Source organism: Acinetobacter sp. Ac8, from assembly GCF_055392545.1.
Genome location: NZ_AP043689.1, coordinates 1,542,833 through 1,561,229 on the forward strand (window position 1 = coordinate 1,542,833; position 18,397 = coordinate 1,561,229).

General features: G+C 39.9%; 9 protein-coding genes. All 9 read left to right on the plus strand.

Annotated features, from left to right (window positions below):
* Positions 1-44: 44 nt before the first annotated feature.
* The 9 genes from ACZ5QH_RS07410 to ACZ5QH_RS07450 all read left to right on the plus strand — a co-directional run bounded on the left by ACZ5QH_RS07410 (position 45) and on the right by ACZ5QH_RS07450 (position 18,279).
* Positions 45-1,160: a beta-ketoacyl-ACP synthase III gene (locus ACZ5QH_RS07410; protein ID WP_004721819.1), complete on the plus strand. Its 1,116-nt coding sequence runs from the start codon at positions 45-47 to the stop codon at positions 1,158-1,160.
* A 187-nt stretch (positions 1,161-1,347) separates the two neighbouring features.
* Complete coding sequence (locus tag ACZ5QH_RS07415; RefSeq protein ID WP_303576488.1) at positions 1,348-2,130, plus strand: lysophospholipid acyltransferase family protein; 783 nt, start codon at positions 1,348-1,350, stop codon at positions 2,128-2,130.
* A gap of 42 nt (positions 2,131-2,172) precedes the next feature.
* A complete protein-coding gene (locus ACZ5QH_RS07420) occupies positions 2,173-2,697 on the plus strand; it encodes a hypothetical protein (protein ID WP_303576489.1) in 525 nt (174 codons plus the stop codon).
* A 60-nt stretch (positions 2,698-2,757) separates the two neighbouring features.
* On the plus strand, positions 2,758-3,156 hold the full coding sequence (locus ACZ5QH_RS07425; protein ID WP_244015551.1) for a GFA family protein: 399 nt from the start codon (positions 2,758-2,760) through the stop codon (positions 3,154-3,156).
* A 200-nt stretch (positions 3,157-3,356) separates the two neighbouring features.
* On the plus strand, positions 3,357-5,792 hold the full coding sequence (blp2, locus tag ACZ5QH_RS07430; RefSeq protein ID WP_303576490.1) for an Ig-like repeat protein Blp2: 2,436 nt from the start codon (positions 3,357-3,359) through the stop codon (positions 5,790-5,792).
* A 250-nt stretch (positions 5,793-6,042) separates the two neighbouring features.
* Positions 6,043-14,835, plus strand: a complete 8,793-nt coding sequence (locus ACZ5QH_RS07435) for an MBG domain-containing protein (protein WP_464016787.1) — start codon at positions 6,043-6,045, stop codon at positions 14,833-14,835.
* 3 nt (positions 14,836-14,838) lie between these two features.
* Positions 14,839-16,524, plus strand: a complete 1,686-nt coding sequence (locus ACZ5QH_RS07440) for a ShlB/FhaC/HecB family hemolysin secretion/activation protein (protein WP_303576492.1) — start codon at positions 14,839-14,841, stop codon at positions 16,522-16,524.
* Between the two features lie 424 nt (positions 16,525-16,948).
* Positions 16,949-17,701, plus strand: coding sequence for a histidine utilization repressor (hutC, locus tag ACZ5QH_RS07445; RefSeq protein WP_004721807.1), 753 nt, complete (start codon positions 16,949-16,951; stop codon positions 17,699-17,701).
* Entirely contained in the window at positions 17,698-18,279 is a 582-nt protein-coding gene (locus ACZ5QH_RS07450; RefSeq protein ID WP_034617552.1) for a HutD/Ves family protein, read from the plus strand. Before hutC ends, ACZ5QH_RS07450 begins: the two co-directional genes overlap by 4 nt.
* Positions 18,280-18,397 lie beyond the last annotated feature (118 nt).

The window sequence follows — 18,397 nt, forward strand, 5'->3', positions numbered from 1 at the left end:
AGAAATAATTTGAAATATTTGTGAATTTAAAAAAGGAGTTTTACATGGGCATCCGTATTACAGGTACAGGTTTGTACCATCCTGAAGAAGTGATTACCAATGAAGAATTGGTGGATTGTTTAAATGCTTATGTGGAACAATTTAACAGTGAAAATGCTGAAAAAATTGAAGCGGGTGAAGTTGTTGCCCGTCGTGGTTCAAGTGCAGAATTTATTGAAAAAGCATCAGGCGTAAAGCGCCGTTATGTCATTGAAAAATCAGGTGTCCTAGACATTAATCGTTTACGTCCCCGTTTAGAAGAACGTTCAGATGAAGAGCTTTCAATCCAAGCAGAGTGGGGCGTAATTGCAGCAAAACAAGCGATGGAAAATGCAGGCGTAACTGCAGAAGACATTGATGTGGTGATTTTGGCTTGTTCAAACTTACAACGTGCTTATCCTGCTGTTGCAATTGAAATTCAAACGGCATTGGGTATTCAGGGCTATGCCTATGACATGAATGTGGCGTGTTCAGCTGCTACATTTGGTTTAAAACAAGCCTACGATGCTGTAAAAACGGGTGCACGTCGTGTGCTATTGGTTAATGTAGAAATTACCTCGGGTCATACTGACTATCGTTCACGTGACTGTCACTTTATTTTTGGTGATGTTGCAACAGCTTCAATTATTGAAGAAACGGACAGCAAAACAGGGTTTGAAATCGTAGATACCCATTTGTTTACCCAATTCTCCAATAACATCCGAAATAATTTTGGTTTCTTAAATGGTTCAGAATTAACTTCTCGTGATGATAAGCAATTCCGTCAAGATGGCCGCAAAGTATTTAAAGAAGTGTGTCCATTGGTTGCGAAAATTATTTCTACACAATTGGAAAAGAACAGTATTCAACCTGAAAACGTAAAACGTTTTTGGTTGCATCAAGCCAATGCCAATATGAATGAATTAATTTTAAAACTCATTGTCGGCAAAGAAGTTGCAGAAGCGGATCCTGATTTGGTACCAATCATTTTAGATGAGTTTGCCAATACGTCTTCAGCAGGTGTGATCATTGCATTACATCGTAGTGCGGATCAGGTGAATGATGGTGAATATGGTGTGCTGTGTTCATTTGGTGCCGGTTATTCTGTGGGTTCAATCCTTGTGCAAAAGCATGTTGCTTAAATTATAATTTTATAAAAATTCCCCCCTTGCGCCGCGAAAAGCGCAGTTCAGCTACTTTGAAAAAGAGGGGGGATTGTCCAGAGTTTAAGTTATTTTATTTGTGTAAAGCTCTTCCCTGAAAATGGAGGAGTCATACGCTTAAGGCTAAGATCAAATAATGTTGAAAAGTATTTTGTAGAGATACAGCATGACTGAAAAAACCTTGAAAATACGACACAACGCTAAACTGATTCGATTAATAAGCAGCTTACAGCGCTTTTACTTTCGTCCAACATTTTTAGGTACTGAAAATTTAGTGCCGAATAAACCAGCCGTGTATGTCGGTAATCACACCATCTATGGTGTTTTAGATTCTCCGATTCTGATTGATTATTTATTTACAGAACATAAAATCGCAGTGGTCAGTTTAGCTGATCATATGCATTTTCATATTCCGATTTGGAAAGAAGTGGTTAAACGTGTTGGTGGGGTTGATGGTGTACAAGAATATGCCAAAGAAGCAATGCGACAAGGTTATTCGATTCTGGTTTTTCCAGGCGGCGGTCGAGAAGTCATTAAACGTAAAGGTGAAGCCTATCAACTGATCTGGAAGCAACGCTTTGGTTTCTTAAAGTTGGCTCAGGAATTTGGTTATGACATTGCTCCTTTTGTGGCTTTAGGTGGTGATGAAGTTTTTGATTTAGCTTTTGACGTAAACGTACTGCTTAAACAAAAGTGGTTTAATAAAATATTATCAAATCCCAAAATAGGTTCATTGCTTAGACAAGGTGAAGTTATTCCTTCGATTCCGAAGCATATTATTCCAAAGCGAATCCCTTTTTATTTTAAATTTATGCCACGGTTATCTATTGACCAGATAGAAAACATGGACGATATGATTGTATTTCGTGATCAATTGCAAGCGAGCATTTATACTGAAATTGAGGTGTTAAAGTCCTATCGAGCACATGACTTGGAACAAAAAACTTAGAACAAAAACCTTAGAACAAAAAACAACCTTTGAGATCGTATAATGTTTGAACTGCATACCAATTTTAAACAGATACTTAATCTATTCAATCTGCGAACTCAGCCCATTCAAAGTATTGTGCCTTTTCTTCAAGTTCCTTATTATCTCGAATTTTTAGGACAGTGTAGCGATACTGAAATTACCCCTGATATTGATTTATTTGGCTATGAAACTACGATAAAGGAAAACCAGTATGTCGCAGAGCATGTGGAAAATTTATCCCAACAACTATGGAAAATTGGTCGTACAGGTCAAGGTGATGAATGGTTTTTAGATCGGAATAGTTTTGATATTTTATTCTATGATCATGATTTAGGTATGGACTTAGATGAGAATTTAAAACGCGATCAGTTTCAGTCGATGCAAATCAACTTTTTTCAATTTTTACAATTTGCTTTACTTCTGCAAGCGCTGGAACAACACTTGGATAAAAATCCATTGTCTACGATTGAGTTGGAGCAATTTCAAGATACCGTGAATCGCATCCATCCTGAACTTTTTTCACGTTATCCATTTGATTATTTATAAGTTATAAGCGTTACAATTGATCGATAAAATGAGTTTACTCACAATATAGAGGAATAAAAAATGTATACAGCTTCATGCCTTTGTGGTGGTATTCAACTGAGAATTCATAGTGAAATCCCTCAAATATTTGTCTGTCATTGTCAGCAATGTCAAAAAGCCCAAGGTTCAGCATTTGTGGCGATTGCTCCTATTCAGACTAAAGATTTAGAGATTGTTCAAGGACAGCCATTATTTCAAGAATATTATGCCACTGAAAATAAAAAGCGAACGTTCTGTAAAAGATGTGCCTCCCCATTATTTAGTGCGCGTTTAGACCTACCTGATGTAGTGAGATTACGTGTAGGCATTGTAAATGAAGCTGTTCAAGGCAAGATTGTTTCACATGCATTTACTGACAACAAAGCTGCTTGGTTTGAAATTTTGGATGATGTCCCACAATTTGCTCAAGCGCTTTGCTAAAGAGTGAAGTTGTATTTGAACAATAAGAATGCTGGATATTTATTGTTTAAATAAGATTTTGTGCGCTATCTTACTTATTTTTAAGTATCTGAATTTTATATTTTTATAAATAATTCAGAAATCAGTTTAAGTCGTTTGTATATATAAATACCTTCTGTATAATTTTCAAAAAATACACTTTAAATCAATAGAAGGTATAAATGACAAGAATAGTCGTCGCTGCAAAACAAGACAAAATATTACTACAGGATTCTCAAGCAAAAACGGTCAGTTTAGATCAACCCGCTATTATTCAAATTGGTGTCACACAACAAGATGTGAAAACACTAGAGCGATTAGGCGATAAGCTGATTATTAGTTTAAATAATGGTGAGCAAATTGTTTTAGAAGGTTTTTTTCAAGCCAATTCAACCACAATGCATTCTTTAACTTTCCCCAAAGCGGATGGAAGTTTCTCGCTTGCTCACTTTGATGCCAATGGAAAATTTACAGACTATAGCGGTTTGCAAAAACTTGACACTTTACTCTATGAGGGCGCCAATACTACGGCTGTTCAACAAGTCTCTGCTTATGAAGATTCAACACCTGAGTTTTCATTTTCAAATCTATTTTCTTCAAGTGCAGTGAAAGCAGGCGTTGGTCTTGTTTCTGCAATTGGTTTAGGTTTGGCATTGATTGATGATGGGGGCAGTAATCAATCAAAGGGTATTACCGACATTATTGCACCGAAAACGCCGACGGCAACTTTGAATGCAGAGGGGACTGAAATTAAGGGTACCGCTGAAGCGGGTGCGACTATTTATGTGATTGATAAAAACCAGAAAGTGATTGCCACAGCAGTGGTCGATAAAGATGGAAATTATTCTTTGACATTGCCAGAGGCTTTGCTAAACAACAATACTTATTATATCAATGCAAAAGACAAAGCTGGAAATGCCTCAACCTATACCTCGGTTGTTGGCACGAAAGATACCATTGCACCCAATGAGCCTCAAGGGCAATTAAATGAGCAAGGAAATATTGTTACTGGTAAAGCAGAAGCGAATGCCACAATTAATGTATATGACTCAGCAGGTCAACTGATTGGTACTGCTAAAGCCAATGCACAGGGACAATTTTCTGTTGCCATTTCTCCTGCTTTAACCGCCGGCCAGATTGGTACAGTCGAAGCGATTGATGCATCTGGAAATAAATCAGAAAAACATAATATTGAAGTGGGTAAAGATACTATCGCACCTGATCAACCCAAGTTTGAGGTATCTAAAGAAGGGACTTCAATACACGGAACCGCAGAAGCAAATGCTAAAGTGATTATTCAAGATTCAACAGGTGCGGTGATTGCAACGGGTACTGTAGACGCCAATGGTAAATTCAATATCACCATTTCTCCTGCTTTAGATGCAAGCAAGACTGGCAAAATTATTATTGAAGATGCTGCTGGAAATAAGTCGAGTGCTGTAGAAATTAAAGCTGGACAAGATGTTTTAGCGCCAGATAAACCCGTGGCCAATTTAAATGCTGAAGGCACTGTGATCACGGGTACCGCTGAAGCAAACTCCAAAATTTCAGTCTATGACAGTGCCAATAAATTATTAGGCACAGCAACAACGGATGCAAACGGAAATTATTCTGTCACACTTTCAACAGCGTTGACTGAAGCAAAAGTCGGCAGTGTATATGCAACAGATGCAGCTGGAAATCAGTCAGCGCTTAGCTCTGTAACAGGTACCAAAGATGTAACCGCGCCTGCTAGTCCGAAAATCACAGATGTGGTTGATGATGTGGGGGCAACTGTAGGTTCTGTTGCTGCAAATGGGACCACAGATGACAAGCGCCCTGTGATTTCAGGAACCGGAGAAGCTGGGGCAACATTGATTATTTATGACAATAGTCAGGCGATTGGAACGGTCACAGTTGGTGCAGATAGTAAATGGTCATATAGTTTTGCTTATGATTTAACTCTGGGGAGTCACAGTATTACCACTGTACAAACGGATAAAGCAGGGAATACCAGTTTAGTGAGTGATGCACGAACATTTACTGTAGTCGAAATTGCCGCAAAAATGGCAGTTCTTGATGAAGCGTCAGCTTTTCATGCTGATTTAGCTGATTCAAATATTAACTCAGCTAAAAGTGCTGATGCGATTGGATCTGGTGTCTTACATTCTGAGCCAGAAAGTAGCGCTCAAGTATTCGATCAATCGACACCAATAGAAAATCAATTCTCGCAGCTCCATTCAAATGTTTCAGATTTAGATCATACCGCTATAGCCGGCAGTTCAGCTATTCTCAGTACAAGCATAGCGACTGTACTGCAAGATGCGCTTGAGAATACCAAAGTTGACGATATCAAGGTTGACAATATCAAGCTAGCCAATACCAATTCTTATGACAGCACGGCCATTTCAGTCGATGAATTATTGGCAAAGACTTCAGTCAATGATTTAACTACAAATCAGATTGATGATGTGCTTGCTCGAACAATTGATCAAAGTGCTACAACCGTTGTCGATGATGCTAAAAATACTGAATTAGTCGCTTTCAATCAAGCCGAAAATCTATCAGCGCAAGATATACCTGTATTGCAATCTGATCTGATCAAAGATTTGTTTGATCCACAATTACTAACCTTTTGATTGAAAATAACCAGATAAGCACCTACGGGTGCTTTTTTATTGAAACATGGTTTTATAGTGCTTGTTTAGCTTAAAACTGATGCATAGGGCTTTCTTTCTAATAAACGCTGAATAATTTCATTCAGTGTTTATTGTGTCATCTATAACGTGAATTAATACGTGCAAAATACCCAATTTCAGGTATATCTCTCTATTCCCCCATTTGATCTAATGATTGATATTTGATCAAAAAGTAGATTTGGGGATTATCATGAACAAAATTTATAAAGTTATTTGGAATTCACAACTTAGGTGTTGGCAAGCCGTTTCAGAATTGGCGAAAAATCATAGCACTTCACAAAGTACTGTAGACCATAAAAACGCACTGAAGGGCGGTGTTCACAAAGCATCAGGGATAAATTTAATCCGATTGGCTTTTTTGGGGCTGGCTTTATTGCCGTTATCGATTTATGCCGCAATTTCTAATACGGAACTGCCTACAGGCGCCAATATCACTCAAGGTTCAGCCAACATTTCCCAAAATGGCAACGTTTTAAATATTCATCAAAATAGTCAAAACCTTTCGACTAACTGGAATACTTTTAATATTGGTAAAGATGCAACGGTTAATTTTAATCAGCAAAACCAGTCATCTATAGCCATTAATCGGGTTTTGGATAGCAATGCATCGCAGATTATGGGGCGTTTAAATGCCAATGGGCAGGTGTTTTTACTCAATCCAAATGGTGTGGTTTTTTCTAAGACAGCTCAAGTGAATGTTGGTGGTTTGGTTGCTTCAACTTTAAGTTTGAACGATGCGGATATTCAAAATGGAAAATATACTTTAAAAGCCAATGCCAATAGCACAGCAACGATAGAAAATAACGGTAGTATTCAAACTTTATCAGGTGGAACTGTTGCGCTGATTGCGCCCAATGTTAAAAATACTGGCTCTATTGTGACACCGAATGGCGTTACTCATCTCACTGCTGCCAGTCAAGTCACTCTTGCTTTACAGGATGGTTCACTCACCCAGTACCAAGTTGATCAAGGGGTATTAAAAGGCTTGGTGGACAATGGTGGTGCAATTCTTGCCGATAATGGGGCTGTATATTTAACTGCAAAAGCCAAAGACAGTTTAAGTAAAGCCGTGGTCAATCATAGTGGGATTATTGAAGCCAATCGCTTAAGCCAAAATGCCAAAGGTGAAATCATTCTGTTAGGTGATATGCAAAATGGTGAAACAAATGTCAGTGGCCTGCTTAAAGCTGAAGGGAAAAATGGTCAAGATGGCGGGTTTATTGAAACCTCCGCAGCTCAAGTAAAGATTGAGAATAGTACAGTGGTGTCCTCTCATTCTGATGGAGGGAAAACTGGAAACTGGTTGATCGACCCTACCGATTTCAGTATTAATTCGGGTAATGCGCCAGCAAGCAGTAGCGGCATAGGCGCAACCACTTTAGCAAGCAGTCTTGCAACCAGTAATATCATATTGCTAACCATCACTACGGGTAACCAAAAGGGCGATATCAATGTTAATGCTGATGTGACTTGGGGGAGTGCGAACAGCCTGACTTTAAATGCACAAAATGACATCAACATTAATGCCAACATCACAGCGACCAATAACAGTGGCAAACTTAATTTGATATATGGACAAAACTCGGCCAATACCAGCGCAAATTATTATATTAACAATGGCGCAAAAATAAACTTAAAGGCTGGGCAGAACTTTAGTACGCAAAAAGGTACGGCTGCTACTATTAACTATCAAGTGATTACGGCTTTGGGCGCACAGGGTTCGACTACAAGTCAAGATTTACAAGGGATCAACGGTAACCTGAGTGGTAATTATGTGTTGGGTGCAGACATAGATGCCAGCAATACATGGCAGTGGAATGGCTATACAGGATTCGACCCAATTGGCTTTTATAATGCAAATTTGAGTCCAATGGATCTTTCACAGCAGGCTTTTCGTGGACGGTTTGATGGATTAGGACATGCGATTAGTGGATTAAGTATTGACTCTATGTATCAGGGCATTGGACTGTTTGCGATTACGCATCAGGATGCACTTATACAAAATGTTGGACTAAATAATATAAGTTATTCAGGTTATGGAAAAACAGGCGGGATCGTGGGGATTAATCTTGGCACGATTAATAATGTTTATGTCAATGCAGGCTTAGTCACAGGTAATACCGAGCAGTATGGCGGATTGGTGGGTTGGAACTATAATTCAGGAAATATCTTAAATTCTTATGCCAATGTGACTGTAAAAGGAAAATATTCGAATAATAATTATATTGGCGGTCTGGTTGGTTATAGTGATGGTGTTGTAAGTTCGTCTTTTGCAACAGGCGCGGTGACAGGAAATAATTATGTTGGCGGTTTAATTGGTGGTATATCAGGACAAATTAACAATTCTTATGCAACAGGTGCTGTCATCGGAAGTCAGTATGTTGGAGGATTGGTGGGTTTCAATGGTGGCAGTGTTGACAAAAATTATTCTTCTGGAAGTGTAACTGGGAGTCAGTATGTTGGTGGTCTTGTTGGTGGTGGTAATGGTACAACCACAAATAGTTTCTGGAACACCAGTACTTCTGGAAGAACAAGCAGTGCGGGTGGTGTAGGAAAAACCACAACAGAACTTCAGCAAATTTCTACTTTTGCAGGTTGGGATATTGATGATGCAGGTGGTACAGGAAAAGTTTGGCGTATTTATGAAGGACGATCTGCGCCATTACTACGTCATTTCCTAAAGCCCTTGGTCACAGAAATTGTCGCTAATTTTTCTGACAAAATTTATGATGGATCGATAGCTTCTGGAACGCTGGCTTCAGGACTGAATTATAAAACAACCAGTAAAAATGCAGGGATTTATAGTTTAAATGATGGCTCAATTCTGATTAGTGGTGTTCCAATCGCGGCAAATACAACACAGTTTGGCGATGATGTAATTTATAAAGAAAATGGTGGTTCAGGTTCATTAACAATCGCGAAAAGAGATTTAAATATTAATGGCTTGAGCGCTGCTGACAAGGTCTATGATACATCAAAAGTAGCAACCTTATCGGGTACTGCGGGAGTGACAGTGCTGTCAGGTGATTCAGTAACACTTTCGGGTATTGGATTTGGATCATTTACTGATAAAAATGTGGGCAATAATAAAAATGTGATTGTGTCGGGTTATACGCTGACTGGAACAGATGCTTTAAATTACACCTTGCTACAGCCGACAAACCTTAAAGCCAATATAACGCCTGCAGTTTTAACCATTAATGGAATAAGTGTTGCAGATAAAACGTATGATGGTTTGGCTATTGCGACCTTATATGGCACTGCTTCAATCAATCCGTTTGCTGGAGACTTTGTTGGATTGACTGGTAGTGGTATAGGCACATTTACAGATAAGAATGCAGGAATCCGGTCTGTGATCGTAACAGGCTATAACTTAACAGGTGCGGATGCTGGAAATTATATTTTTAGTCAGCCTATAGGTTTAAGTGCCACAATTCACAAAGCGCAAGCCATTGTAAAGGCCAATAGTTTAAATACCGTCTATAACGGTAAAGATCAAACGGCTGCTGGCTTTACTGCGACAGGTTTGGTCAATGGCGAAACTACAAGTGTATTGTCAGGTGTTTCTGCAACTGTCACAGGCAAAGATGCAGGCAAATACACCAACACAGTAACAGGTGTAGACAAGAACTATGATCTGACACTTATTGATGGCTCATTAGATATTGCCAAAGCGAAAGCCACCGTAACCGCCAATAGTGTAACAACGACCTATAACGGTAAAGATCAAACGGCTGTTGGTTTTAGTGCAACAGGCTTGGTCAATGGCGAAACTACAACTGTATTGTCAGGTGTTTCGGCAACTGTCACAGGTAAAGATGCCGGTAGTTATGCCAATACAGCCACAGGTACAGATAAGAACTATGAGCTCAGTTTTGTTAATGGCTCTTTGGATATCGCCAAAGCTAAAGCGACAGTAACAGCCAATAGTGTAACAACGACCTATAACGGTAAAGATCAAACAGCTGCTGGTTTTAGTGCGACAGGTTTGGTCAATGGTGAAACTACAACTGTATTGTCAGGTGTTTCGGCAACTGTCACAGGCAAAGATGCAGGCAAATACACCAACACAGTAACAGGTGTAGATAAGAACTATGATCTGACGCTTATTGATGGCTCATTAGATATTGCTAAGGCCAAAGCCACCGTAACCGCCAATAGCGTATCAACCACCTATAACGGTAAAGATCAAACGGCTGCTGGCTTTAGTGCTATAGGTTTAGTCAATGGTGAAACTGAATCTGTATTGTCAGGTGTTTCTGCAACTGTCACAGGCAAAGATGCAGGCAAATACAACAACACAGTAACAGGTGTAGACAAGAACTATGATCTGACGCTTATTGATGGCTCTTTGGATATTGCGAAAGCTAAAGCCACCGTCACCGCCAATAGCGTATCGACCACCTATAATGGTAAAGATCAAACAGCTGCTGGCTTTAGTGCAACAGGTTTGGTCAATGGTGAAACTACAACTGTATTGTCAGGTGTTTCGGCAACTGTCACAGGCAAAGATGCAGGCAAATACACCAACACAGTAACAGGTGTAGATAAGAACTATGATCTGACGCTTATTGATGGCTCATTAGATATTGCTAAAGCTAAAGCGACAGTAACAGCCAATAGTGTATCAACCACCTATAATGGTAAAGATCAAACGGCTACTGGTTTTAGTGCAACAGGTTTGGTGAATGGTGAAGATACATCGGTACTCTCAGGTGTAAGCGCATCGGTGACTGCTAAAGATGCAGGCAAATACAACAACACAGTAACAGGTGTAGACAAGAACTATGATCTGACGCTTATTGATGGCTCTTTGGATATTGCGAAAGCTAAAGCCACCGTCACCGCCAATAGCGTATCGACCACCTATAATGGTAAAGATCAAACAGCTACTGGCTTTAGTGCAACAGGTTTGGTCAATGGTGAAACTGAATCGGTATTGTCAGGTGTTTCTGCAACTGTCACAGGTAAAGATGCAGGTCAGTACACCAATACCGCCACAGGTATAGACAAGAACTATGAGCTAAGTTTTGTTGATGGTTCCTTAGATATCACCAAAGCTAAAGCCACTGTCACTGCCAATAGTTTAAATACGGTTTATAACGGTAAAGATCAAACAGCTGTTGGTTTTAGTGCGACAGGTTTGGTCAATGGTGAAGATACATCGGTACTCACAGGCGTTTCAGCAACCGTAACAGGCAAAGATGCAGGTCAATATACCAATACCGCAACAGGTATAGATAAAAATTACGATTTAAGCTTTGTTGCTGGTTCCTTAGATATTGCTAAAGCTAAAGCCACTGTCACCGCCAATAGTTTAAATACGGTTTATAACGGTAAAGATCAAACAGTTGCTGGCTTTACTGCAACAGGTTTGGTCAATGGTGAAACAGAATCAGTATTATCCGGCGTAAGCGCAACGGTAACTGCTAAAGATGCAGGCAAATACAACAACACAGTAACAGGTGTAGACAAGAACTATGATCTGACGCTTATTGATGGCTCTTTGGATATTGCGAAAGCTAAAGCCACTGTAACAGCCAATAGTGTATCAACCACCTATAACGGTAAAGATCAAACAGCTGCTGGTTTTAGTGCGACAGGTTTGGCCAATGGCGAAACAGAATCGGTACTATCAGGTGTAACTGCAACGGTTACTGCTAAAGATGCTGGCAAGTACACCAATACCGCAACAGGTATAGACAAGAATTATGATTTAAGCTTTGTTGATGGTTCATTAGATATCGCCAAAGCCAAAGCCACCGTAACTGCCAATAGTGTATCAACTACATATAACGGTAAAAACCAAACGGCTGCTGGTTTTAGTGCAACAGGTTTGGTCAATGGTGAAACTGAATCAGTACTCTTAGGTGTCAGTGCAACGGTTACCGCTAAAGATGCTGGCAAGTACACCAATACCGCAACAGGTATAGATAAAAACTATGAGCTAAGCTTTGTTGATGGTTCCTTAGATATCGCTAAAGCCAAAGCCACTGTGACCGCCAATAGCGTATCAACCACCTATAACGGTAAAGATCAAACGGCTGCTGGCTTTACTGCGACAGGTTTGGTCAATGGTGAAACTGAATCTGTACTCTCAGGTGTAAATGCAACGGTGACTGCTAAAGATGCAGGTCAATATACCAATACCGCAACAGGTATAGACAAGAATTATGATTTAAGTTTTATTGATGGCTCTTTGGATATTGCTAAGGCTAAAGCCATTGTGACCGCCAATAGTGTATCAACCATTTATAACGGTAAAGATCAAACGGCTGCTGGTTTTAGTGCGACAGGCTTAGTCAATGGTGAAACTGAATCTGTACTCTCAGGTGTCAGTGCGACGGTTACCGGCAAAGATGCTGGCAAATACACTAATAGCGCAACAGGTATAGATAAAAACTATGAGTTAAGTTTTGTTGATGGCTCTTTGGATATTGCTAAAGCTAAAGCCACGGTGACCGCCAATAGTTTAAATACAGTCTATAACGGTAAAGATCAAACAGCTGCTGGCTTTAGTGCGACAGGTTTGGTCAATGGTGAAACCGAATCAGTACTCTCAGGTGTAACTGCAACGGTTACCGCTAAAGATGCAGGTCAATACACCAACACTGCAACGGGTCTAGATAAGAACTATGATCTTAGTTTTATTGATGGCTCATTAGATATTGCTAAGGCTAAAGCCACTGTGACCGCCAATAGTGTATCAACTACTTATAATGGTAAAGATCAAACAGCTACTGGCTTTACTGCAACAGGCTTGGTCAATGGTGAAACCGAATCGGTCTTATCAGGTGTTTCATCAACGGTGACTGCTAAAGATGCAGGTCAATATACCAATAGTGCAACGGGTCTAGACAAAAACTATGAGCTAAGCTTTGTTGATGGCTCTTTGGATATTGCTAAAGCTAAAGCCACGGTGACCGCCAATAGTTTAAATACAGTCTATAACGGTAAAGATCAAACAGCTGCTGGTTTTACTGCAACAGGCTTAGTCAATGGTGAAACTGAATCGGTCTTATCAGGTGTTTCATCAACGGTGACTGCTAAAGATGCAGGTCAATACACCAACACTGCAACGGGTCTAGATAAGAACTATGATCTTAGTTTTATTGATGGCTCATTAGATATTGCTAAGGCTAAAGCCACTGTGACCGCCAATAGTGTATCAACTACTTATAATGGTAAAGATCAAACAGCTACTGGCTTTACTGCAACAGGCTTGGTCAATGGTGAAACTGAATCAGTCTTATCAGGTGTTTCAGCAACGGTGACTGCTAAAGATGCAGGTCAATACACCAATACAGCAACGGGTCTAGACAAAAACTACGAGTTAAGTTTTGTTGATGGCTCTTTAGATATCACTAAAGCCAAAGCCACTGTGACCGCCAATAGTTTAAATACAATCTATAACGGTAAAGATCAAACAGCTGCTGGCTTTACTGCGACAGGTTTGGTCAATGGTGAAACCGAATCTGTATTGTCAGGTGTCAGTGCAACGGTTACCGCTAAAGATGCTGGCAAATACACCAATACTGCAACGGGTCTAGATAAAAACTATGAGTTAAGTTTTGTCGATGGCTCATTAGATATTGCTAAAGCTAAAGCCACTGTGACCGCCAATAGCATATCAACTACTTATAACGGCAAAGACCAAAACGCATCTGGCTTTAGTGCGACTGGTTTGGTCAATGGTGAAACTGAATCAGTACTCACTGGTGTCAGTGCAACGGTTACCGCTAAAGATGCAGGTCAATACACCAATACTGCAACGGGTCTAGACAAGAACTACGAGTTAAGTTTTGTTGATGGCTCTTTAGATATCACTAAAGCCAAAGCCACTGTGACCGCCAATAGTTTAAATACAATCTATAACGGTAAAGATCAAACAGCTGCTGGCTTTACTGCGACAGGTTTGGTCAATGGTGAAACCGAATCTGTATTGTCAGGTGTCAGTGCAACGGTTACCGCTAAAGATGCTGGCAAATACACCAATACTGCAACGGGTCTAGATAAAAACTATGAGTTAAGTTTTGTTGATGGCTCATTGGATATTGCTAAGGCTAAAGCCACTGTGACCGCCAATAGTGTATCAACCATTTATAACGGTAAAGATCAAACTGCTGCTGGTTTTAGTGCTTCTGGTTTAGTCAATGGAGAGACAGAATCTGTATTATCTGGTGTAAGCGCAACGGTTACCGGCAAAGATGCTGGCAAATACACCAATAGCGCAACGGGTGTAGACAAAAACTATGAGCTAACTTTTGTTGATGGTGCATTGGATATTGCGAAAGCTAAAATTAACCAAGTGACAGGCATTAGCGCCAATAATCGTATTTATGATGCAACCACCAACGCAACATTAAATACTGGATCAGCACAATTCCTCGGTATGGTTGCAGGCGATGAATTGAAAGTTGCTTCAGCAACTGGACAATTCAGTGATAAAAATGTGGGTATAGCAAAACAAGTCTCGATTCAGGGTGTCAGTTTAAGTGGTGCAGATGCACACAACTACGAGTTGGTGAATAACACTGCACAAACTACGGCAGATATTCGCCAAGCCAATATTCAAAACATTGCTGGAATTACGGCCAACAATCGTACTTATAATGGATTAACTGCCGCTGAGCTTAATCTCAGCAACGCACAATTCAACGGCATCTACGCTGGGGATAATTTAAACGTTGCAACAGCAACAGGACAATTTGACAGTGCGACCACAGGGCAAGCAAAAAATGTATCGATTACAGGTTTAAGTCTAGGTGGCTTAGATGCTCAAAACTACAAACTTGTGGATACCACCGCTGTGACCACAGCTGATATTTATCTGTTAACCCCTGCAGCATATTTACAAGCCATACAATTCAAACGACCTCGTTATTTGCCTGAAACCAATAACGTCTTAAATACAGTTGATTTAGATGTACGCCAAGGTGGAGTTAACACTGCGGGTATTCAAATTTTGGCAGGGGAGCACTAATTGATGAAACAACAACACAATATATTGGCAACATCTGTGGCTGCTTGTCTGATGCTTTTGACCAGCAGTAACTATGCAGCGCCAGCACCTAATGCGGGTCAACTGCTACAACAACAGCAACAAGGACAAAACCTTGAACCACAGGCTGCTGTTCAGGTAGAAAGTTCAGCAAGCAATAACGTACCTAATTCACCTGATATCCAAATCTCTGTACACAAAATTGAAATCACTGGAAATAGTCGTTTTAGCACAGCGCAATTGCATCACTTAGTGGCGGATGCCGAAGGTAAACAATTGAGTCTTCAGCAACTTTGGCAAGTAGCCCAAAAGATTACCACTTACTACCAGCAACAGGGCTATGCCTATAGTCGGGCTTATCTGCCTCAGCAGAATCTAAGTCAGGGTGTAGTACGTATCAATGTACTCGAAGCGTATTATGATCAAACCCAGATTGATAATCAAAGTCGAACGCAAAACTGGCTAATTGAACAAACCGTTGCACCACTTAAACAAGGTGAGCGGATCAACAGTGACCAGATGCAACAACAACTCAAACTGCTCAATCGTTTAAATGGAGTCAATACCCGAAATGTTTTGACCCCTGGTGCAACAGTCGGAAGTAGCCAACTCAATGTTGAAGTACAAAATGCAGCCATGTTGAATGGTTATATTGGCGCAGATAACTTTGGTAATCGTTATACCAGTCAAGTGCGTGGAACCGCTGGAATTTCTGCCAACAACCTTGCAGGCTTAGGCGATGAACTGAGTTTAGATGTAATGACTGCAGGCAAACGCATGAACTACGGGCGCGTGGGTTATGCCTTTACCTTTACAGGAATGGGTACTCGGGCAGGCGCAAGTTATTCTTATCTAGATTATGAACTTGGAAAAGAGCTAAAAAACATTGGCGCAGAAGGGAGTGCTGCACAAAGTAGCGTATTCATTAGCCAACCTGCCTTACTGACCAATAATGCAGAAGTCCTTCTCAGCTTACAATACGATCATAAACAACTGAAAGATGATATTCAGCTCAATCAATATTACAAACATCGAAATATTGACGTGGTGACTGCCCGACTGGATGGCTCGCAGTTTGATCAATTCTTGGGTGGAGGCTTAACCCAATATGGTGCCTCAACCAGTTATGGTCGCGTGAAATTTAAAAATGATGATGCCGCTGCTTTAGATGCGCAAACAGCGAAGACAGCTGGAGACTACTATAGTGCTACATTGAATCTGTCACGCTTACAAAACCTAAGCAATAAGGGCACACAAGGCTATTTGGGGATTTATGGACAATACAGTCCTTATAATCTAGACAGTGCAGAGCAATATCTAGGTGGTGGTCCATTTAATGTTCGTGGTTATGAATCGAGTCAATTTGCAGGCTCTACAGGTTATTTGGCCACGGCAGAACTGAGACAAAGTTTATTTGCCGATGCAAAGCATCAGCTAACAGCGAAAGTATTTATCGATACGGCAGAAGTCACGTTAAATGCTAAGCGTTGGGCAGGTGTGACAGGCGATAATCAAGTTCAAATCAGTAGTGCAGGTTTAGGTTTGAACTGGACGAGTGCGTGGAATATTCAAGCCAATGCGGAAGTTGCTTTTCCAATTGGAAATACGCCAGAGCAGTTGCAAGACCGCGATAATCACCAGTACTGGTTGAGTTTAAGAAAGACTTTCTAATTTGAGTAAGGGAAAACCCCCTCCTTTGGAAAAGGAGGGTTGGGGAGGATTTGAACAACCTGTGTCGAAACTTCATAAGGGAGCGGATTTACAATCTGAGTAAAAACTTAGCAAAAGGGATTTAAAAACCTAGCTGGTGAGAATAAAACTTACACAGCCACACTTTACATTTAAAGTTTAAATTCTTTTGCGTAGATGAAGTCAAACCTTGTGCTGCAAACAAAGCCGATTAATATTCGTTGGCTGACCGCTACACCATCTATGATTAAATGATGCAAAAGCAAAATGAGTAAATTGATATAAGTTGGAATGCCATTGATGAGTAATGGATATTTTTATCATGATTATTTGTATAGGCTTGTATATACAAATAACATCGACTCAAGATACAATGAGTTAGAATATTTTGTATGAGTTTTAGCCAATGTCAAGAGCGTCAAAGCACAATGATCTAGACTTATCTCTAGAAGAAGATAGTCCTGTTCCTTTGTATTTGCGCGTGAAGCAAATGATTTCACAAAAAATTTATGAAGGAACATGGACTGTAAATAAAAAAATTCCTTCAGAAAGTGAGTTGGTGAATTTACTGGGTTGTAGTCGTATGACGGTCAATCGGGCATTGCGCGAACTGACCAGTGAAGGTTTATTGGTGCGTATACAAGGTGTTGGCTCTTTTGTCGCTGAAGGGCAAGGTCGTACAGCATTATTTCATGTGAATAATATTGCAGAAGAAATTATTGCGAGAAATCATAAACATCATGCTGAAGTATTGGTACTTGAACAAATTCAAGCCAATGAAGAACAAAGCCGATTAATGCAAATTCGAGAAGGACAACGACTATTTCACTCGATCATTGTGCATTATGAAAATGATGTGCCTGTGCAGATCGAAGATCGTTTAGTTGATCCCGTACTGATTCCAGATTATTTGGCACAAGATTTTAAAACTATCACGCCTAATGCTTATTTAATGTCAAAAGCACCTGTTACTGAAGGTGAGCATGTGGTTACTGCGATTCTTGCTTCAGCACAAGAATGTAAATGGCTAAAAATCAATAAAACAGAGCCTTGTTTATTGATCCGTCGTAGAACATGGTCCAATAAACAACTGATCTCCAGTGCAAGACTGATTTATCCTGGCAGTCGCTATTATTTGGAAGGTAAATTTACCCAATGATTGAGCTTTTAAAAGCCAGCCATTACAAAAAAATGCGATGGAAAAATGGGGAAGGCTATACGCTTGAAATCGCCCGTAGTGTCGGTGAAAGCTTAGCTGAGTTTGATTGGCGGATTTCGATGGCCGATGTGAAAACATCGGGTGATTTTTCCAAGTTTAATGGGATGAATCGCTTTTTGACGGTATTGGAAGGTCAAGGTCTTTCACTGCGTATAGATGATGATTTTAAGCATTTAAAAACATTGCAGTCCGTCGAGTTTGGTGGAGACAGTGTGGTCAGTTGTGAATTGTTGGCAGGGCACATTCGCGATTTTAATTTGATTTATAATCCAAAAAAGTTTGATGCACAGTATCAGTGGATTTTCTCTCCAGAAGCCTTAGAAATACCCATATCGTCTGACGTGATGTTTATTTTTAATCAGAGTGTTGAGGTGTTAGTTATCGAAATTGGTCAACAAGTTTTTCATTTGGAACATCAGGACAGTCTTAAACTTGAAAATGAAAAATCATTGCAAGCTATCACATTAAATCAGCAATTTTTAAAGCAAACTTGTCTCATACAACTCACAAAAATCTAAATTTTATTGATTTTACTTAAACGCATACAAGCTGAAGTTGTTTGCGTTTTTTTGTTTTTATGAAAAATAAATCTATTTATTTTATATGTTTATAAATTTTTTTAAAAATAATTTAAAA